The 19,347-nt window shown below is 72.3% G+C and carries 15 protein-coding genes; 8 read left to right on the top strand and 7 right to left on the bottom strand.

Translation table 11 applies throughout. The features are described 5' to 3' along the window. Nucleotides 1-2 precede the first annotated feature (2 nt). Entirely contained in the window at nt 3-1,460 is a 1,458-nt protein-coding gene (locus tag AB0I45_RS09610) for a PLP-dependent aminotransferase family protein (protein WP_360317977.1), read from the top strand. A gap of 288 nt (nt 1,461-1,748) precedes the next feature. Here the strand turns inward: AB0I45_RS09610 and poxB are convergent, their stop codons facing one another. The 5 genes from poxB to glp all read right to left on the bottom strand — a co-directional run bounded on the left by poxB (nt 1,749) and on the right by glp (nt 7,302). Continuing rightward, entirely contained in the window at nt 1,749-3,464 is a 1,716-nt protein-coding gene (poxB, locus tag AB0I45_RS09605) for a ubiquinone-dependent pyruvate dehydrogenase (RefSeq protein WP_360317974.1), read from the bottom strand. A gap of 291 nt (nt 3,465-3,755) precedes the next feature. Beyond that, complete coding sequence (locus tag AB0I45_RS09600; RefSeq protein ID WP_360317971.1) at nt 3,756-4,901, bottom strand: ThiF family adenylyltransferase; 1,146 nt, start codon at nt 4,899-4,901, stop codon at nt 3,756-3,758. Next, entirely contained in the window at nt 4,898-5,398 is a 501-nt protein-coding gene (locus AB0I45_RS09595; RefSeq protein ID WP_360317968.1) for a molybdenum cofactor biosynthesis protein MoaE, read from the bottom strand. The genes AB0I45_RS09600 and AB0I45_RS09595 overlap by 4 nt, the downstream gene beginning before the upstream one ends. After that, nucleotides 5,395-5,928 (bottom strand): MogA/MoaB family molybdenum cofactor biosynthesis protein, encoded by a 534-nt coding sequence (locus AB0I45_RS09590; RefSeq protein ID WP_360317965.1) that lies wholly within the window; start codon nt 5,926-5,928, stop codon nt 5,395-5,397. Before AB0I45_RS09590 ends, AB0I45_RS09595 begins: the two co-directional genes overlap by 4 nt. Nucleotides 5,929-5,973: 45 nt before the next feature. Beyond that, nucleotides 5,974-7,302, bottom strand: coding sequence for a gephyrin-like molybdotransferase Glp (gene glp / locus AB0I45_RS09585; protein ID WP_360317962.1), 1,329 nt, complete (start codon nt 7,300-7,302; stop codon nt 5,974-5,976). 102 nt (nt 7,303-7,404) lie between these two features. Here glp and moaA point away from each other — a divergent pair, with 102 nt between their 5' ends. From moaA to AB0I45_RS09565, 4 genes are read left to right on the top strand one after another with little or no spacing between them, the layout of a single operon-like run. Then, the gene (moaA, locus tag AB0I45_RS09580) at nt 7,405-8,535 is read left to right on the top strand and encodes a GTP 3',8-cyclase MoaA (protein WP_360317959.1); all 1,131 of its coding nucleotides are present in this window, start codon (nt 7,405-7,407) and stop codon (nt 8,533-8,535) included. Between the two features lies 1 nt (nt 8,536). Continuing rightward, the gene (locus AB0I45_RS09575) at nt 8,537-8,827 is read left to right on the top strand and encodes a MoaD/ThiS family protein (RefSeq protein WP_360317956.1); all 291 of its coding nucleotides are present in this window, start codon (nt 8,537-8,539) and stop codon (nt 8,825-8,827) included. A gap of 22 nt (nt 8,828-8,849) precedes the next feature. Next, nucleotides 8,850-9,791 carry an NTP transferase domain-containing protein gene (locus AB0I45_RS09570; protein WP_360317953.1) on the top strand — a complete coding sequence of 314 codons (942 nt, stop codon included), beginning with the start codon at nt 8,850-8,852 and terminating at the stop codon, nt 9,789-9,791. Next, on the top strand, nt 9,788-11,107 hold the full coding sequence (locus AB0I45_RS09565) for a molybdopterin molybdotransferase MoeA (protein WP_360317950.1): 1,320 nt from the start codon (nt 9,788-9,790) through the stop codon (nt 11,105-11,107). The genes AB0I45_RS09570 and AB0I45_RS09565 overlap by 4 nt, the downstream gene beginning before the upstream one ends. A 63-nt stretch (nt 11,108-11,170) precedes the next feature. On the opposite strand, the gene AB0I45_RS09560 is transcribed toward AB0I45_RS09565, so the two are convergent. Continuing rightward, a complete protein-coding gene (locus AB0I45_RS09560) occupies nt 11,171-12,721 on the bottom strand; it encodes an acetolactate synthase large subunit (protein ID WP_360317947.1) in 1,551 nt (516 codons plus the stop codon). Between the two features lie 271 nt (nt 12,722-12,992). On the opposite strand from AB0I45_RS09560, the gene AB0I45_RS09555 reads away from it, so the two are divergent. The 3 genes from AB0I45_RS09555 (at nt 12,993) to AB0I45_RS09545 (ending at nt 18,707) form a co-directional block, all read left to right on the top strand. Further along, nucleotides 12,993-14,318, top strand: a complete 1,326-nt coding sequence (locus AB0I45_RS09555; protein ID WP_360318100.1) for a TIGR00366 family protein — start codon at nt 12,993-12,995, stop codon at nt 14,316-14,318. Nucleotides 14,319-14,399: 81 nt separating this feature from the next. Beyond that, nucleotides 14,400-15,101 carry a type II toxin-antitoxin system antitoxin SocA domain-containing protein gene (locus tag AB0I45_RS09550; protein WP_360317944.1) on the top strand — a complete coding sequence of 234 codons (702 nt, stop codon included), beginning with the start codon at nt 14,400-14,402 and terminating at the stop codon, nt 15,099-15,101. Between the two features lie 45 nt (nt 15,102-15,146). Beyond that, on the top strand, nt 15,147-18,707 hold the full coding sequence (locus tag AB0I45_RS09545; RefSeq protein ID WP_360317941.1) for a DEAD/DEAH box helicase: 3,561 nt from the start codon (nt 15,147-15,149) through the stop codon (nt 18,705-18,707). 26 nt (nt 18,708-18,733) lie between these two features. On the opposite strand, the gene AB0I45_RS09540 is transcribed toward AB0I45_RS09545, so the two are convergent. Continuing rightward, nucleotides 18,734-19,324 (bottom strand): PucR family transcriptional regulator, encoded by a 591-nt coding sequence (locus AB0I45_RS09540; RefSeq protein WP_137318384.1) that lies wholly within the window; start codon nt 19,322-19,324, stop codon nt 18,734-18,736. Between the last annotated feature and the right edge of the window lie 23 nt (nt 19,325-19,347).

Here is a 19,347-nt window from a genome sequence, read left to right as displayed (position 1 = left end):
CCATGACCCACCTCGACACCACCGCACCCACCGGTACCTCACCCGCCGGCACCGCACCCACCGGCACCGATCCCGCGCGCACCCGGCTGCCCGGCGGCAGCTCTCTGCTCTCCGGCCTGCCCGGTCGGCAGGGGTTCGGGGACGCCAGCCTGATCCGGGTCGGCACCGGCAGCATCGACCTCGGCGGCGGCAATCCGGACAGGTCCCTCCTCCCGGTCGACCTCTACCGCGAGGCCGTCCACGAGCTCATGGACTCCCCCGGCTACGGTGCGCGGCTGGGCTACGTGCCGGCGGCGGGCACGCCGTCGTTCCGCGCGCTCCTCGCCGAGCGCGAAGGCGTCTCACCCGAGCGGATCATCGTCACCAGCGGCGGCATCAACGGCCTCGCACTCGCGGTGCTCGGCACCCTGGATCCAGGGGACACGATCGTCGTCGACGATCCGATCTTCCCGCTGTTCCTCCGCGTCCTCGACCTCGTGCCGGGCGTGCGGGTCGTGCCCGTCGGGGTGCAGGCCGACGGTCTCGACGTCGACGCGCTCGAGGCGCACCTCGCCGCCGGGGTACGTCCGCAGGCGGTGTTCACGGTGCCGACCTTCCACAATCCGGGCGGCGCGGTGCTGTCCGCCCAGAAGGCGCAGCGGATCACCGAGCTCGCCGAGCGCTGGGGGTTCACCGTGTTCGCCGACGACCCGTACCGGGAGCTCGCCTTCCCCGGGGCCGAGGTGCCCGCAGCTGCGTGGGTCCGCGACAGTGAGCACGTGATCGGGGTCAACACCTTCTCGAAGACCCTGGGGCCGGCGCTGCGGCTGGGGTACAACGTCGTCCCGTCGGCGCTCGCGGAGCAGTACGTCAAGCTCCGCAACCGGCTCGACGGGCAGGCGAGCGGGGTGCTCCAGGACATCGTCGAGCGGATCGTGGGGCGTCCCGAGTACGCGCAGGCCAATGCCGCCGCGGGTGCGGTGTACGCGCAGAAGGCCCGGGCGCTGCTCGATGCACTGCACCGCGAGCTGCCGGGCGAGCTCGACATCATCGAGCCGCAGGGCGGGTTCTTCCTGTGGGCGCGGTTCCGCGACCAGCACGCCGACTTCGCGGCCCTGTTCGACGCCGCCCAGGACGAGGGGCTCGTCTACCAGCGCGGCGAATGGTTCGGGGTCACCCCGACGGGTGGCGCGGGCGGCGCTTCAGGTGCGGCGAGTGCGGCGGGTGCCGCCAGCGCGGCGGGCGCGGCGGGCGACGCTGTAGGCGCCGCGAATGCTGCGGGTCCTGCGGGCGGCGCTGCAGTCGCCGCGAATGTTGCGGGGGCGGCGGGCGGCGCTGCAGGCGCGACCGGCCAGGGCCTCGGCGGCGACCCCTCGCGCACTCGTGGGGCCGTGCGCCTGACCTTCGCCGAGCTCGACGTCCCCACGCTCGAGGAGGGCGCCGCCCGCCTCGGCCGCGCCTGGCGCCGCATCCACGGCTGAGGACGCACGCGGCAACGCAGCCGGTCCTTCCGGGGCCGGTTCAGGGCCGGTTCGGGTGCCGGTCCTTCCGAGACCGATTCCGTGCGACAGCCCCGTTCCGCAGTCACCCCAGTGCGGTTACGGACGAGTATCCGCACTGGGGTGCCCCGGGAACCAACAGACCGCACTGGGGTGCCCCGGGAACCAACAGACCGCACAGGACCGCCCCGGGAACCAGCAGACCGCACTGGGGTGCACCGGGAGCGCCGGCTTCCAGTACCCCAGCGGCAGAGAGCCGGGCACGCGCCCTCAGAACAGCTGGCGGAGGTTCGCCTTGGCGAGGTCGATGAGCTCGTCGCCGCGGCCGCTCATCACGGTGCGGATCGCGTAGAGCGCGAAGCCCTTGGCCTGCTCCGCCGTCACGCTCGGCGGCATCGACAGCTCCTGCTGCTCGGTGACGACGTCGAGCAGGGCGGGTCCGTCGTGGGCGAGGAACTCCTCCACGGCTGCCGGCAGGTCCTGCGCCGATTCGACGCGGATCCCGTGGATCCCGACCGCCTCGGCGACGCGGGCGAAGTCCGGGTTCTTCAGGTCGGTGCCGAAGTTGACGTAGCCGGCGGCCTTCATCTCGAGCTCGACGAAGTTGAGCGAGGAGTTGTTGTACACCACGGTCTTCACCGGCAGCTCGTTCTGGGTCAGGGTGATAAGCTCGCCGAGGAGCATCGCGAGTCCCCCGTCGCCGGCGAGCGCGATGACCTGCCGGTCCCGGTCGGTGGCCTGGACGCCGATGGCCTGCGACACCGCGTTCGCCATCGACCCGTGGGTGAACGACCCGATGAGCCGGCGGCGCCCGTTCATCGTGAGGTAGCGGGCCGCCCACATCACCGGGGAGCCGACGTCGGGGAGGAACACCGCATCGTCTGCGGCCGCCTCGTCGATGAGCCGGGTGAGGTACTGCGGGTGGATAGTGCGCTTGGTCGGCCCGGCGAGCTCGTCGAGCTTCTTCCGGGTCTTCGCGTAGTGCTTGGTCATCGTGTCGAGGTGCTTGCTGCTCGTCTTGGCCGTGAGCCGGGGCAGCAGGGCCTCGATGGTCTCGGAGACCCCGCCGACGAGCGGGATGTCGACCGGGGTGCGCCGCCCGATCTGCTCCCCGCGGATGTCGACCTGCACGACCGTGGCGTCGCCCGGATAGAACTGCGGGTAGGGCAGGTCGGCGCCGAGGACCAGCAGCGTCTCCGCCTCCATCATCGCGCGGTAGCCCGAGGCGAAGCCGAGCAGCCCGGTCATCCCGACGTCGAAGTGGTTGTCGTACTCGACGTGCTCCTTGCCGCGCAGGGCGTGGACGATCGGCGCCTGCAGGGTCTCCGCGATCGCCAGCAGCTCCGCATGGGCACCGGCGGTGCCGGCTCCGGCGAGGATCGTCACGCGCGAGCACGTGTTGAGCGCCTCGGCGGCGAAGTCGAGCTGCGACTCGGCAGGGATGACGCGGGAGGGGTGGGCGGTGATCACCTCGGGTTCGGCGTCGAGCTGCGCCTGCAGGACGTCCCCGGAGACCACGAGCACGGCGACACCGCGCTTCTCGAGCGCCTCGCGCATGGCGATGCGGAGCAGCCGGGGCATCTGGTCGGCCCGGGTGACGTGCTCGACGTAGACGCTGCACTCGCGGAACAGGTCCTGCGGGTGGGTCTCCTGGAAGTACCCGGTGCCGATCTCGGAGCTCGGGATGTGCGCGGCGATCGCGAGGACCGGCACGCGCGAGCGCTGGGCGTCGAACAGGCCGTTGATGAGGTGGAGGTTGCCCGGCCCGCAGCTGCCCGCGCATACCGCGAGCCCGCCGGTCATCGCCGCCTCGGCCGAGGCGGCGAAGGCGGCCGCCTCCTCGTGCCTGACGTGGACCCAGCCGAGGCGGGGGTGGGTGCGCAGGGCATCGGTGAAGGCGTTGAGGGAGTCCCCGGGGAGGCCGTAGACGCGTTCCACGCCGCTCTCGGACAGGGTTTCGACGATGTTCTCGGACACGGTGGCCATGACGCGATCCTTCCGTGCACCGCGGAGGCGGCTGACCGCCGGGCGGTGCGGTGTCGGGTGTGATGCTGCATGATCGAGTCTATGCCCGGTGGGCGGCGCCGGATCCAGCCGCCGGGGCCCGTGGGGTGCGGTGCGCGCGAGGTCCGGGGCGGTGTTCGGGCGTCGAACCAGTGCGGTTACTTCTCGGTATCCGCACTGGAGCGACCGTGGAAAGCGCGCCACCGCACTGAGGTGACCCCGGATCCTGCTGACCGCACTGAGGTGGCCTCGGACTCAGGAGTCGATCCGCAGTCAGGGGTCGATGCGCATCCCGGGTTCGATTCGGCGCGCCCAGGCCTCGATGCCGCCGGCGACGTCGTGAACGACGTACCCGCGGGCACTGAGCGCGGCGGCCGCGCGCGCGGACCGGGCACCGGAGCGGCAGTGGACGAACACCTCGGCCCCGCTGGGCGTCGGCAGGTCCTCCCCGGCGAGGATCCGGTCGAGCGGCACGAGGCGCGCGCCGGGGATCGCGGCCGCCTCGTGCTCGCCCGGTTCGCGCACGTCGAGGAGCGCGAAGTCGCGGGCCCCGGCATCCCGCTCCCCGAGTGCTGCGGCGAGCTGCTCGACGGTCACGAGGGAGCGAATCCCGGCGCCGACCTCGGCCGCGGCGGCGGGCCGGTGGACGTCGGGGTTCGCGGCGAGCGGCACGGGCTCCCAGGTTCCGGTGCGCATGTCGTGGACGAGGACGGTGCCGATGAGCGGCGTGCCGTAGCCGAGGACGAGCTTGATCACCTCGGCGGCCATCGCGACGCCGAGAGCGCCGGGCACCACGCCGAGCACGCCGCCCTCCGCGCAGGACGGCACGCTGCCCGGCGCGGGGACGTCGGGGTAGAGGTCGCGGTAGACGGGGCCGCGTCGGGCGTCGAACACGCTGAGCTGCCCGCCCGCGCCGAGCACCGCGCCCCACACGTGCGGGATCCCGAGGACGGTGGAGGCGTCGGACACGAGGTAGCGGGTCTCGAAGTTGTCGGAGCCGTCGAGCACGATGTCGTAGCCGTCCAGCACGTCGAGCACGGTGTCCCGGCTCAGGCGCTCACGGTGGGTGGCGACGGTGATCTCGGGGTTGAGAGCGGTGAGCGCGCGGGCGGCGGAATCGACCTTGGGCCGGCCGATGTCGGCGGTGCGGTGGATGATCTGCCGGTGGAGGTTGCTCAGGTCGACGGTGTCGTCGTCGACGATGCCGAGCGTGCCGATCCCCGCGCCGGCGAGGTAGAGGGCCGCCGGGGCACCGAGGCCGCCCGCCCCGATGCACAGGACGCGGGCGGCCCTCAGGCGCTCCTGGCCATCGGGCCCGACGCCGGGGACGGTGATCTGCCGGTCGTAGCGCCCGGGGCCGGCTGCTGGGCCGGGGCTCGGGTGCTCGTGCGGGCCGGCCGCTGACCCGGGGTCGGTCATGCGAGGCCGACCCACGAGTGGTCGCCGCCGGCGTAGTCCTGGCGCTTCCAGATCGGCACCTCGGCCTTGATCGCGTCGACGAGGGCGGCGCAGCACGCGAAGGCCTCCGTCCGGTGCGCCGAGGCCACGGCGACGACGAGCGCGTCCTCACCGACGTGCAGCGGACCGATCCGGTGTGCGGCGTCGACGCGCACCCCGGGATGCTCCGTAGCGACACGGGCGACGACCTCGGCGATGATCGCTGCGGCGTCCGGATGGGCTGTGTAGTCGAGGGCGACGACGTCGGTGCGGCCCTCGTCGTGGTTGCGGATGACACCGGAGAACACGACGGCGGCACCCGTCTCCACTGTCGTCACCGCAGCTTGCGCCGCACGCGGGTCGAGGGGATCGGTGGTGATGCGGGCGGCGACGTACGGGGCCGGGGTGTTCTCGCACTGCCGCGCACCGGACCTGCTGGGGTGCGTCTGCTCGTCGGGCGAGCCCGGCCGGCCGGTCACGGCCGGTCCCCGTGGTCGCGGAGGCCCTCGAGCTGGGCCTGGAGGTGGGACAGCAGCCCGTCGAGCACGGCGATGCCGTCGCGGACTGCGCCCGGGGATCCGGGGAGGGTGACGATGAAGGTCCGGCCCCGCACCCCGGCGACACCGCGGCTGAGCACGGCCGTCGGCACGTTCTCCGTCCCGGCGCTCCACAGGGCGTGCATGATGCCGGGCATCGGGCGATCGAGGAACGGCTCGACGAGCTCCGGGGTCCGGTCGCTCGGGTTGATCCCGGTGCCGCCGGTGGTGACGAGGACGCGCGGGAGGTCGGCGGGCGGGCGGTCCTCGAGGAGGGTGCGGAGCGCCTCGGCCACGGGTTCCCCGTCGGCGACGACGAGCGGTGCCGGGCAGTCGTAGCCGCGTCCGGTCAGCCAGTCGACGAGGAGCGGGCCGGTCCGGTCCTCCGCCTGCCCCGCGGCGGCGGACGTCGAGGCGACGACGACAGCCGCCGAGCGTCCCGCCCCGAAGCGCGGATCAGTCGAGGTGTGCACCCGTACTCCTGTTCGATGTGCTCATGATCCCCATCGTAGGCGCCATCACAGGTCGACGACCTCGACCGCGGTGCCGGCGGGCAGCGGCTCGGGACCGGGCGGGACGAGGACGAGCACCTCGGCGCGGGCGGCCTCGGCGAGCAGGTGGGAGCTCGTGCCGGGCAGCACGTCGACGCGGTCCGGCGCCGCGGGCACGCGGATGCCGCGGCGGATCTGCGTCTTGGCCGCGAGCGGGGTCACCGCGGTCTCCAGCCGGGCCTGCCGGGTGGCCGACCCGGTGGTGCCCCACACCTCGGCGAGGGCGGGTCCGAGGAGCAGCACGGCGCTCACCCAGGTGCTCACCGGGTTGCCGGGCAGGCACACGATCGGGGTGCCTCCGCGGAGGACGCCCAGGCCCTGCGGTCCGCCCGGCTGCATCGCGACGGATCCGAACCCCACGTCCGGCTCCGCGGCGAGCGCGGAGCGCACGACCTCGAACCGGCCGGCACTGATCCCGCCGGAGGTGACGACGAGGTCGGGGTCGTGGGCAGCGAGGTCCGCGCGCAGTCCGCTGAGGAAGGCGTCCGGAGCGTCGGCGACGAGACGGGTGGCGCACACCTCGGCACCGAGCCCGGTGAGGACGACATGGAGGAGTGCGGTGTTCGCGTCGTAGATCCGACCGGCGGGCAGCGGCTGCCCGGGCGGGACGACCTCGTCACCGCCGGTGCACACGAGGACCCGCGGCCGGGCGCGGACAGCGACCTCGGTGCGGCCCAGAGCGGCGAGCGCGCCGAGCGCGGCAGCGCCCAGCCGGGTGCCGGCGGTGAGCACGGTGTCCCCGGCGGCGACGTCGCTGCCGGCCGGGCGGACGAACCGGCCGGGAGCCGAGGCGGGCAGTCCGACCTCCGTGACGTCGAAGCGGGCGTCGTCGGTGTCCTCGACGGGTACGACGGTGTCCGCCCCGGCCGGCACCGGTGCCCCGGTCATGATCGGCGCGGCGGTGCCGGCGGCCAGCGGCGCGGGAACGTGGCCTGCGGCGATGGTCGCGGCGACCGGGAGGCGGCCCGGGGTGTGGGCGGAGGCGGCGGCGAAGCCGTCCATCTGGGAGTTGTCGAAGGGCGGCAGCGCGATGTCGGCGATGGCGTCCTCCGCGAGGGAGCGGTGCAGTGCGACGGTGAGCGGCACGGTCTCGGTGCGCGGGGTGCGGACGACGAGTGCCGTGTAGATCGCCGCGCGGTGGGTGTCCAGGCTGCGCGGGGCGTCCCAGGAGGGCGGCTCGTATCGGCGCGACGGCTGGAGCGGTGGCTGCAGGGAGCCTCGGGCGGACCGCCGGGCCGGCCGGGTTTCGCGGACGGCGGCCGGATCCGGCACGTCCCTCGGGTGCGTCTGTCCCATGCCCTCATCCTAGTCCGCGGGCACGCCTCAGGAGCATGATCGCCCGGCGCCGGGAAACCTCGCCCCCTGTACTTCCGTCCTCCGCTCTGTAGACTCGCTGACATGTCGGTACGACTGGGAACCCCGCGCCTGCGCGAGCAGGCCAGCCTCCCCGAGCAGACCGCGCGCACGGTCAGCTCGGAGCTCGCCCAGCGCGCCGGCGCCGCACCGGAATCCGGTCCGCTGCGCGACAGCTTCGGACGCTCGGGCGAGGATCTGCGGATCTCGCTCACCGACAAGTGCAATCTGCGCTGCACGTACTGCATGCCGGCCGAGGGCATGCAGTGGATGCCGCAGTCCGCCCTCCTCTCCCCCGAGGAGATCGTCCGGCTCGTGACGATCGGCGTCCGCGACCTCGGCGTCCGCGAGCTGCGCCTCACCGGTGGGGAGCCGCTCATCCGCCGCGATCTCGAGGAGATCATCGGGCTCGTCAACGCCCGCCACCCCGCGCTCCCGGTGTCGATCACGACGAACGGGATCGGCCTGGCCGAACGCGCGGCAGGCCTCGCCGCCGCCGGGCTGCGCCGCATCAACGTCTCGCTCGACACGATCGACGCGGAGACCTACCGGCAGCTCGCCCGCCGCGACCGCCTGCAGCAGGTCCTCGACGGGATCTCCGCGGCCGTCGCCGCCGGCCTCACCCCGGTGAAGATCAACGCCGTCCTCATGCGCGGGGTCAACGACGGCCAGGCCGGCGACCTCCTCGACTTCGCGCTCGCCCACGACCTCGAGCTCCGCTTCATCGAGCAGATGCCGCTCGACGGCGACCACGGGTGGACGCGGGAGGCGATGGTCACCGCCGCCGAGGTGCGCGCCGCCCTGGCCGCCCGGTACCGACTCGAACCCGACGAGGAGCCGCGCGGCGGTGCTCCGGCCGAACGGTTCGTCGTGCGCGCACCGGACGGCGAGCGGCTGGGCCGGGTGGGGATCATCGCCTCGGTCACGGAGCCGTTCTGCGGGGCGTGCACCCGCACCCGGATCACCGCGGAGGGCACCATCCGCTCCTGCCTGTTCTCGCACGAGGAGTTCGATCTGCGCTCCCTGCTGCGCGCAGGCCGGACGGATGCGGAGATCGGCCGCGCCTGGCGGCAGGCGATGTGGCTCAAGCCCCGCGCCCACGGCATGGACCACGCCGGCCTCGACAGCCCCGAATACGTCCAGCCCGAGCGCTCGATGAGCGAGATCGGGGGCTGAGATGACTGCTGAGATGATCACCGTCCGCTACTTCGCCGCGGCCCGTGCGGCCGCCGCCTGCACGCAGGAGGAGCTCGCTCTCGAGGAGCTGCCCGCTGCCGTGCCGCTCGACCGGGACTCGTTCGTCCGCGTGCTCGCCGAGCGCCATCCCACCCCGCCGTACGGTGAGCCGGCGCTCGCCGATGTCCTCGCCCAGAGCAGCCTGCTCGTCGGCGGGGTCGCGATGCGCCCGGGCCACACCGTGGGCGCCGGCGACACCGTGGATGTGCTCCCGCCGTTCTCCGGCGGGTGAGGCCGCGGTGGGAGGAGCCGCTATGGCCGCGCTGGTGCTGGCCGGGGGCCGGTCGCGCCGACTGGGCGGGATACCGAAATACCACCTGCGGGTGGGGGGTCCGGCTGCGGCCGCCTTCGGACCGGCGACGGCGCTGCCGACATCGACGACGCTGCTCGGAGTGACGATCGCGGCTCTGCTCGACGCCGGGGTAGAAGCCCGGCGGATCGTCGTCGTGGGCCCCGCGGACGTGCTCGCCGGTTCCGGGTGCGAGGACTCTGGAATCCGCGTTGTCCGCGAGGACCCGCCGTTCGCAGGGCCGGTCGCCGGGATCGCCGCCGGCGTCGAGGCGCTCGCCGGGGACGCGGCGCGGGCCGAGGATGCTGCGCCCGCCGGTCTCGTGCTCACTCTCGCCTGCGACATGCCGGGCGTGGGGGCGGGCATCCGTGCGCTCATGGACGCGGCGAGCGCGGGCGAGGACAGCTCTGTGCACGCTGACAGCGGCGAGGGCAGCCGCCTGCGGGGCGGGGCCTCGTCCTCGCCGGGCGGCACCCATTCCACCCCGGCCGGTGCCCGTTCTTCGCGGGACGACGCCCACTTGCCCGACGCCTGGGTGGGGGTGAGTCGTGGCGCCGCGGACGGCGGCGACGATCAGGTGCAGCACCTCCTCGCCCTCCATCGCGTTGGACCGCTCCGCGCGGCCCTGGCCGCTCAGGACACCGCCGGCATGTCCGTCCGCCGGCTCCTCTCCGGACTCGAGATCGCCCGTATCGACCTGCCGGCCGGGAGCGCCGACGACGTCGACACCTGGGACGATGCCCGGCGGTTCGGACTGGACGCTCCCCCGGCACACGGGGAGGATGCGGTTCCCCACTCGTCGGCCGAGAGCTGTGCCTCTGCAGGGCACCGCGCTCCCGCAGTGCAGCGAATCTCCGCAGAGCCCCAGGACGCCGCGGGGGAACCAGCCGGGGAGGAACGCCGATGACCGCCGCTCCGCGCTGGGACGAGGCGATGCGCCTGGCCGCCGGGATCGCTCCGCTCATGCCCGCCGCCGACCGGCCGCTCGCCGACTGCGCGGGCGCCGTGCTCGCCCATGATGTCCATGCCCCGATGCAGATCCCGCACTTCGACTCCTCGGCGATGGACGGCTTTGCTGTCGCCGGCCCCCCACCGTGGGTCCTCGAGGACGGGTGCCCCGCGCTCGCCGGGTCGGCCGGCGCGACGTTGCTGCCAGGCTGGGCGCAGCGCGTCTTCACCGGATCCCCGGTGCCCGCGGGCGCCTCGGGCATCATCCGCCGGGAGTACGCCCAGGTGAACGGCGTCGATGCGGCGGAGGACGGGACAGTGCGTGCCCGCCTCGACCTCGCGCCCGGCAGCCCGGTCTCCGAGCTCGAGCCCGGTCGGCACATCCGCCGCGCGGGCCGGGAATCGGCCGCCGGGGAGGTGCTCGTGCCCGGCGGCACCGTGCTCTCGCCGGCCCATATCGCCTACGCGGCGGTCGCCGGCCTCGACGTCCTGCCGGTGCGCCGCCGGCCGCGGGTCGCGCTCATCCAGACCGGGGACGAGGTGCGCGCCACCGGGCTGCCGGCCGTCGGCGAGGTGCGCGATGCCTTCGGCCCCCAGCTGCCGGCCTACCTCCACCTGCTCGGTGCGGACGTCGTATCCCAGGTGCGGATCGGCGACGATCCGGCGGAGACGCGGCGCGCCCTCGAATCGGCGCTCGGCGGACCGGGCGCGGGAGCCGACGACGACGCAGATGCCGAGGAAGTCGCACCGGCCGCGGACCTCGTGCTCACCACCGGCGCCACCGGCCGTTCGGCGGCAGATCATGTGCGACGCGTCGTCGAGGACATGGCCCAGGAGGTCGTGTTCGAGGAGCTCGACATGCGCCCGGGCCACCCGACGATGTGCACCCGGCTGCCCGGCGCGGCGACCTGGCACGTCGGCCTGCCCGGCAATCCGCTCGCCGCGATGGTGGCGATGCGCGTCGTCGTCGAGCCGTTCCTCCGCGCTGCCCTCGGTCTGCCACCGGCTCCCGTGGCCCGGGTGCAACTGGCCGCAGGGGCACCGGCGGCGACGGTCGAGCGCCTGACCCCGGCCCGCCGGATCACCGCAGGGGCGGGGGCAGCGGAGGCGCGCACCGACGGTGCGGAGCAGCAGTGGAAGCTGTGCGACCGGACCGGGTCGAACATGCTCCGCGGGCTGTCGCAGGCCGACGGCCTCGTCGTCCTGCCGCCTCGGGCGGTGGAGCCCGGCCGGCAGGTCGACTGCCTCGAACTGCCGTGGACGGCGCGGAGCTGATCCGAGTTCGCGCCGGGCGGCCGCTCGCACTCCCGCTCGACTCGGTCATGCCCCGCTGTCAGGTCAGAGGACGACCTCGATGAGGTGAGGTCCGTCGGCGGCGAGTGCGCCGTCGAAGGTGCGGGCGAGGTCCTCGATCGACTCCACGCGCGTGGCCGGCACACCCATGCTCTGCGAGAGCGCGACGAAGTCGATGACCGGGTCGTGGAGGTCGAGCAGCGAGCTCGCCTTGACGCCGAAGTCGTGGACGCCGACGTTGTGCATCTCGTCGCGGAGGATCTGGTACTTCCGGTTGGCGAAGACGACCGTGACGATGTCGAGGCCTTCGCGCGCCATCGTCCACAGGGCCTGCGGCATGTACATCGCCGAGCCGTCGGACTCGAGCGCGATGACCTTGCGGTCCGGGCAGGCGACGGCCGCGCCCAGCGACACCGGCAGGGACCAGCCGATGGCACCGCCGGTGGGCGAGAAGTAGTCGTGCGGACGCGAACCGGTGGTCTGCCGGTAGAAGTCCCGGCCGGTGGTGATCGACTCGTCGAGGACGATGCCGTTCTCCGGGATCGCCTGGCCCAGCCAGGCGGCGAGCTTCTCGAGGGTGATGGAGCCCGACGGCAGCCCGGGCAGATCGAGCTCGACGGCCGGGGCCGACGCCGGGGCGTCGCCGATGACCGCGGAGCGGAGCGCCTCGAGCGCGGCGAGGGAGTCGGATTCCGGCTTGGCCACCTGGTGGAAGGTGGTGCCCGGGGCGGTGAGGACGCTCGCCTTGTCCGGGTAGGCGAAGAACGCGACCGGCGGCTGGGTGTCGATGAGGATGATCGCGTCGAAGTCCTTGAGCAGCGCCTGCGCCGGCTCGACGGGGTAGGGGATGCGGATGGCTGCGTGCCGCCCGGCCCCGCGCTCGGTGCGCGGGGAGAAGGTGTCGACGAGCAGCGTGGCCCCGGTCGCCTCGGCGATCCGCGCAGCCACGGCGAACCGGTCTGCCCGGGCGGAGCGACCGCCGAACAGGAATGCGGTGCGCTTACCGTTCTCCTTGAGCGTTCGGGCGGCGGCGTCGATGACGCCGGGCTGCTGCTCGACCTCCGGCAGGCGCACGGCGGTGGGAGGAGAGGTGTAGCGGTCCGCCTCGTTCCAGGCGGTGTCCGCCGGCAGGATGAGCGAGGCGATGCGGCCGGACAGGCTCGCGCCGATCGCGTCCGCGGCGTCCTGGGCGATGGTGTTCGGCGACGGCGAGGTGCGGACCCAGTCGCTGAACGGGCGGGCGGTGCCCTCGATGTCCGAGGTCAGCGGCGCGTTGAGCTCACGGTGGTAGGTGGCGTGGTCGCCGATGATGTTGACCATCGGAGTGCGGGCGCGGCGGGCGTTGTGGATGCTCGACAGGCCGTTGGCCATGCCGGGGCCGAGGTGGAGCAGGGTGGCGGCGGGCCGGTCGGTCATCCGGCCGTAGCCGTCGGCCGCGCCGGTGACGGCGCCCTCGAACAGGCCCAGGATCCCGCGGACCCCGGGGTTGCGGTCGAGCGCTGCGACGAAGTGCATCTCCGAGGTCCCAGGGTTGGCGAAGCACACCTCCACCCCGTTGTGCTCGAGCGTCTGCAGCAGGCTTTCGGCTCCGTTCACGGATGCCTCCTCACGTCGTTGTGGCGAACTGTCCTCGATCTGCCCCCACTCTATGCCGGGGAACGGACACGGGGCATGCCTGCATCCATTAGGGTGGACGCCGAAACCGGAAACCCCGGCATGACTGCACTCTTCAAGGACGAAGGACGCACCGATGAGCGACTCGCAGCATTCCCCCGACTCCGCCCGACCCGCCGGCACCGCGGGCACCGCCGACCCGAACCGCCGAGGCCCGGATGACACCGGCGGCGGCAACCGCAGCGGCGGCCTCATGCGCCCGTTCAACAACTTCCTCGAACGCTGGGTCCCGTCCGCGCTCGTCTTCGCGATCATCCTCACCCTCGTCGTCGCACTCCTCGCCTTCCTCCTCACCGATTCCGGACCCGTCGACGTCATCACCGGCTGGGGCGAGGGGCTGGCCGGGCTGCTCGCGTTCATGACGCAGATGTCGCTCATCCTGCTCTTCGGCCACATGCTCGCGAACACCGGACCGGTGCGGAAGCTGCTCGTCGCGCTGGCCCGCGTGCCGCGCTCAGCGGTCTTCGCCTACGTCTTCGTGTTCGCCATCGCGTCCCTCGCGAGCCTCATCACCTGGGGTCTCGGGCTCGTCGTCGGCGCGCTGCTCGCCCGCGAGATCGCGGTGCAGGCCCGGACCCGCGGGCTGCGCGTGCACTTCCCGCTCCTCGTCGCCGCCGGATACTCCGGCATGGTCGTCTGGCACATGGGCTACTCGGGGTCCGGCCCGCTCACCGCGGCCACCGAGGACTCCTTCCTCGCCGAGTCGCTCGGCGGGCAGCTGATCCCGGTCTCGGAGACGATCTTCTCCACCTGGAACATGCTCGCCGCTCTCGCCGTCATCGTGGTGAGCGGCGCCCTGTTCGCACTCATCGCGCCCAAGAAGGACGCGCCGGTCGTCGGTCTGCCGGAGCACGTGGGCTCCGAGGAGTTCGACCCCGCCGAGGAGGAGGTCGTCACCCCGGCGGACCGGATCGACAACTCCCGGATCCTCACCCTGGTGGTGGGCCTGGCGCTCGTCGCCTACCTCGCAGTCCACTTCGCCCAGGGCGGCTCGCTCACCCTCGACATCGTCAACTGGTCGTTCCTCGCCCTCATCCTCCTGCTCGTCCGCAACCCGTTCGAGATCATCCACCTGACCAAACAGGCGGCGGCGAACGTCGGCGAGATCCTCCTCCAGTTCCCGCTCTACGCCGGGATCCTCGGCATCATGACCGCCTCCGGTCTCATCGAGGTGTTCTCCACCGCGCTCGTGCAGATCGCGAATCCGACGACCTTCGGCATGCTCGCCTTCTTCGCCGCCGGCCTCGTCAACTTCTTCGTCCCCTCCGGCGGCGGTCAGTTCGCCGTGCAGGGGCCGATCATGCTCGACGCCGCGGCCCAGCTCCAGGTCGATCCCGCGATCGCGATCATGGCGGTGTCCTACGGCGACCAGTGGACGAACATGATCCAGCCGTTCTGGGCGCTCCCGGTCCTCGCGATCGCCGGCCTCAAGATGCGCGACATCATCGGCTACACCACGGTGACGCTGCTGGGCTCCGGCGTGGTCCTCACGGCGGCGCTCCTGCTCGTGTCGCTCTGACCCGCGGCGTCTTGCGCGACCGGGTCCGCTGAATTCCGGGGGCCGCTGAGGCCCGTTCCGCGCTGCGGTACGCTCGGCGGCGTGTCCATCATCACTGCCCCGGCCGTCCTCGCCCACATCAAGTCCGTGCGCCCGGGCATCGACAAGACGAGAGCGGTCCTCCTCGTCCACTACGCCCAGGCATGGGCTCTGGCCTGGCGCGGGGAACCCCTGTTCGACGAGTCGGTCGAGGCCTGGGAGCACGGTCCCGCCGTGCCCGCCGCGCACCATGCCTTCTCCACCACCCTGCCGCGGAGGATCAGGCTCACCGGTCCGGATGCCGAGGACCGGCGGCGCGAGATCGAGGCCGTCGTCGCCCATTACGGCGACATGACGGCCAGCGCGCTCGTCGCGCTCGCGAAGTCCGAGTCCCCGTGGGCCGAGGCGGCGGCCGCCGGGGTGCCGGCGTTCGCCTCGGGTCCGGAGATCCCCCTCGCCGCGATCCGCGACTTCCACGCCGCGCGCATCACGGATGCCGATTCGCCGCAGCGACCCGGGCCCGAGGCGGCCGCAGCCGAGGAGGAGAAGCGCCGGGCCCGCGCCCTGCGGGAGCAGCTCACCGCGCGATTCGAGACCGGGCTGCCGCTGCGTCCCACCTCTCCCGGTGATCCCGGTGCATCTGGTGCTTCCGATCCCCATGGCGCGTCCGCTGCCCGCAGCAGGTCAGAGGCACCCGGCCCACCTGAGCCGTCCGGTGAATCCGGTGCGCACAGCTGGGTTATCCACAGGCCTGACCAGGGATGATGCAATCCGGCCGGCCGTGTCCGCGGCTCGTGCAACGATGAGAGCGTGAACTCGCACCCCGTCCCTCCCCACGTGCATCCGGCCGACATCGTCGCGCTCTTCGGCACGGACACCGCAGCGCGGGGCAAGGAGTACTCCCTCCAGAACCGGGTGGAGGACGCGGACTGGGGGCCGGAGGAGGACACGGTCGTCGGGTCCGTGCACGGGAACTCCGACCTGCCGTACGAGGTCCTCATCCACCTGCGGGAGATCGACCGCGACCGCCGCATCACCCACTACCGCCCGGTCGCCTCGCGCTGCACCTGCCCGGTCGGCATCGCCTGCAAGCACGGTGCGGCGCTGCTGTACACGCTCTCGCAGATCGCGCTGCAGATGGCGGCGTCGGCGATCTCGGTGCCGGTCGGCCCGAAGGTGCCGGAGTGGAAGACCGTCCTCGAGCGGTTCCACTACTCCGCGGTCGAACAGGCTCCCGTCCTGCCGCTCGGGATCGGTTTCGACCTCCTCGTCGACGAGCCCCAGTCCTGGTACGCCCCGCGGGAGCTGCGCCAGGCCACGCTCGCCGACTACCGGGACGGGTCCCGCCTGCTGCTCGTCATGCGCCCGCTCACCAAGGGCAAGCGGGGCACGTGGATCAAGGGCGGGCTGCAGTGGCGCACGCTCGGCCAGCCGATGGTGCAGAAGAACTACGACGCCCAGCAGGCCGACCTCATGGCGCAGTTCCACACGCAATTCACCGCCCGCAGCATCGGCTTCGACACCGGCGGTCCGGACATCCGGCTCAAAAGCTTCTCGAGTACGTTCCTGTGGCACCTGTTCACACGGGCACAGGAGCTCGGGATCGAGTTCGTCGGCCAGGGCATCGTCGGCCAGGTGCGCATCGGCGAGCGCGCGACGGTGACGCTCACCCTCGCCAAGGACTCAGGCGACCTCCACGTCGTGCCCACGGTCGCCGTCGACGGTCGCATGGTCCCGGTCACCGACACGCACCCCCCGCTGCCGGTCGGCAACGTCGGCTTCGCGCTCACCTCCCTCGACACCTCGGGCCGCCTGCCGCACGTCGACATCGCACTCGCCCCGACGGACAAGCCCCTCGCCCCGCCCGTCCGGGAGCTGTTCGGACGCCAGGATCCGCTCGTCGTGCCGCCGGAGGACATCGCGGAGTTCTACGAGCAGACCGTCCCCGTCGTCCGCTCGGTGATCCCCATCGACGCCGCCGACGACTCGATCGAGGTGCCCCGCTACCGGCCGCCGCAGCTCCACCTCCATGCCGAGTTCGAGGCCGGCGACCGGGTGGTCCTCAGCTGGGACTGGGAGTACCACGACCCCGACCGCACCCTCGATCTCATCGACTTCTACGAGTTCAGCTCCCGCGGTGCGCGCATCGGTCGCCGCGACCGGGAGTTCGAGGCCGCGACCCTGCGCCAGGTGCGGGAGGTCTGGCCGGATGCCGCGCGCTGGAGCTCGACCGAGCTCACCGGCATCGACACCGCACAGTTCAGCGAGCAGATCCTGCCCCGCATCGAGGAGCTCGAGACCGTCCGCGTCGAGGTCTCCGGCGACCGCCCGGACTACACCGAGCTCACCGGCGCCCCGCACGTGCGGATCACCACTGCGGAATCCACGCGCACGGACTGGTTCGACCTCGGCATCCTCGTCACCATCGACGGCAAGCAGATCCCTTTCGGTCGGCTGTTCGAGGCGCTCGCCGGCGGCGCGAAGACGCTGCTGCTGCCCGACGGCTCCTTCTTTTCCCTCGACCGGCCGGAGTTCGACCCTCTGCGCGAGGTGCTCGCCCAGGCCGACGCCCTGCCGGAATGGGATCCGGAGCAGCCGCGCATCACCCGCTACCAGGCGGGTCTGTACGCGGAGTTCGAGGACATCGCCGACGAGGTCGATGCGGCGATGGCGTGGCGGGATGCCGTCACCGGTCTCATGGACGTGGACACCGTGCCCGAGGTGCCCGTCCCCGCCGCCGTCCACGCCGAGCTCCGGGCCTACCAGGTGACCGGATTCCGCTGGCTCGCGTTCCTCCACCGGCATCGCCTGGGCGGGATCCTCGCCGACGACATGGGCCTGGGCAAGACCCTGCAGACCCTCGCCTTCATCGCCCACGCTCGCGGATTCGGCGGCGACGCGCACCTGAGCGCCCTGCCGGCCGGAGGATCGGACGGGGGCTCGGCCGGGGGATCGGACGGAGCAGAGCTCCTCGCCAGGTCCGCTGACGCATCCCACGAGCCGGACGACGACGCGCTCTCCGGGGAGATCGTCCTCCCCGGCGGGCGGCAGGCAGGCGCGTCGGGCGGGACAGCGCTGGACGGGTCGGCGCTGAGCGAGACCGCACTGAGCGGGGAACTCGTCGGCGATGCACCGTTCCTCGTCGTCGCGCCCACCTCGGTGGTGTCGACGTGGAAGGCGGAGGCGGAACGGTTCGTCCCCGACCTCGATGTCCGGGTGCTCCGCGCGACGTCGAAGAAGCGGAAGACGACGATCGCGCAGGAGGTCGGCGGCGCGGACCTCGTCATCACTTCGTACGCGATCCTGCGGATCGACGGACAGGAGTTCGCCGAGCTGCCGTGGGCGGGCCTGATCCTCGACGAGGCGCAGTTCGTCAAGAACCGATCCTCGCGGGTGCACCAGGCGGCGAAGAACGTCCCGGCGCCGTTCCGGCTCGCGATCACCGGCACCCCGATGGAGAACTCGCTGGCGGACCTGTGGTCGCTGCTCGCGATCGCCGCCCCCGGTCTGTTCCCGTCCTTCGCGCGCTTCAACGCGGAGTACATCAAACCGATCGATTCCGGCAATGCGCCCGGGCGGATGGTGCAGCTGCGCAAGCGGATCCGGCCGTTCATGCTGCGCCGGACCAAGGAGCTCGTCGCCTCCGATCTGCCGGAGAAGCAGGAGCACACCACCGTCGTCGAGCTCGCCCCCAAGCATCGGAAGCTCTACGACACCGTGCTCCAGCGCGAGCGCAAGAAGCTCCTCGGCCTCATCAAGGACATGGACCGCAACCGCTTCATCGTGTTCCGCTCGCTCACGCTGCTGCGCATGCTCGCGCTCGACCCGGCGATCGTCGATGCCGAGGAGTACGGCGACATCCCCTCGAGCAAGCTCGACGGCCTGCTCGACAGCCTCGGCGAGGTCGTAGCGGAGGGCCACCGGGTCATCGTGTTCAGCCAGTTCACCTCGTTCCTCGCCCGCGTCGCGGCGCGCCTCGACGAAGCCGGGATCGACCACGCCTACCTCGACGGCGCGACCCGGGACCGCGACGGAGCGATCTCCGGCTTCAAGGAGGGATCAGCGCCGGTGTTCCTCATCAGTCTCAAGGCCGGCGGCTTCGGGCTCACCCTCACCGAGGCCGACTACGTGTTCCTCCTCGACCCCTGGTGGAATCCGGCCGCGGAGGCCCAGGCAATCGACCGCACGCACCGGATCGGACAAACGAAGAACGTCATGGTGTACCGGATGGTCTCGGAGAACACCATCGAGGAGAAGGTGCTCGCCCTGCAGCGCAAGAAGGCCGAGCTCTTCACCGCGCTCATGGACAACGGTTCGGCCTTCAGCGAGGCGCTCACCGCCGACGACGTCCGCGACCTGCTCGACGGGTGAGGCAGGGCGGGTCGTGCGGGGCATGGTCACCGGGTCGGTGACGTCCCCGCCCCGAGGGCCAGGACGATGTCGGCGATGGTCAGCGGGTCGGTGAGCGGCGTACCGAGAATCGGCTCGAGCTTGTTCAAGCGATACCGCACGGTGTTCTCGTGCACCATGAGCCGAGCCGCGGCCCGTGGAACATGCGCGCCCTCCTCGATGTAGGCGACGAGAGTCTCCCACGCCGCTGGATCCGCGGCGAGTCGATCCCGGAAGCGGGAGATCACCGAGTGGTCGTACTGGGTGTTGAGTCGGGCCGCCGCCCATTGATGCGGCTTGAGTTCGTCGACGCGGACGATACGGATACCGCTGCCATCGGCTGCCGCGATGCTGCGAGCGACATCCGCCGACCGCAGCAGCTCGGGAATCCGGCTCAGCACCACGAACGGCTCGGACACACCGATCTCGGCACTGCCCCCATCGACGATGAATCGCTCCGCTGCGGTATCTGCCGGGACCAGCACGGTGTACTCGGTGCGCAGGCGGGAACGGCCTGTCTCGACCACTAGGGCGTGTCTGACAATGATGTGGTTCGCTGGCTGAGAGCCTGGGAGCATGTCGAGATTCCAACTGCTCACGGATGCTCAATGGTCTCTGATCG

The sequence above is a fragment of the Brevibacterium sp. NPDC049920 genome, assembly GCF_040656435.1.
Lineage (GTDB): Bacteria > Actinomycetota > Actinomycetes > Actinomycetales > Brevibacteriaceae > Brevibacterium > Brevibacterium pityocampae.
The sequence above is the reverse complement of the archived record's forward strand: the minus strand, read 5'-3'. Positions and strand labels throughout refer to the sequence as shown.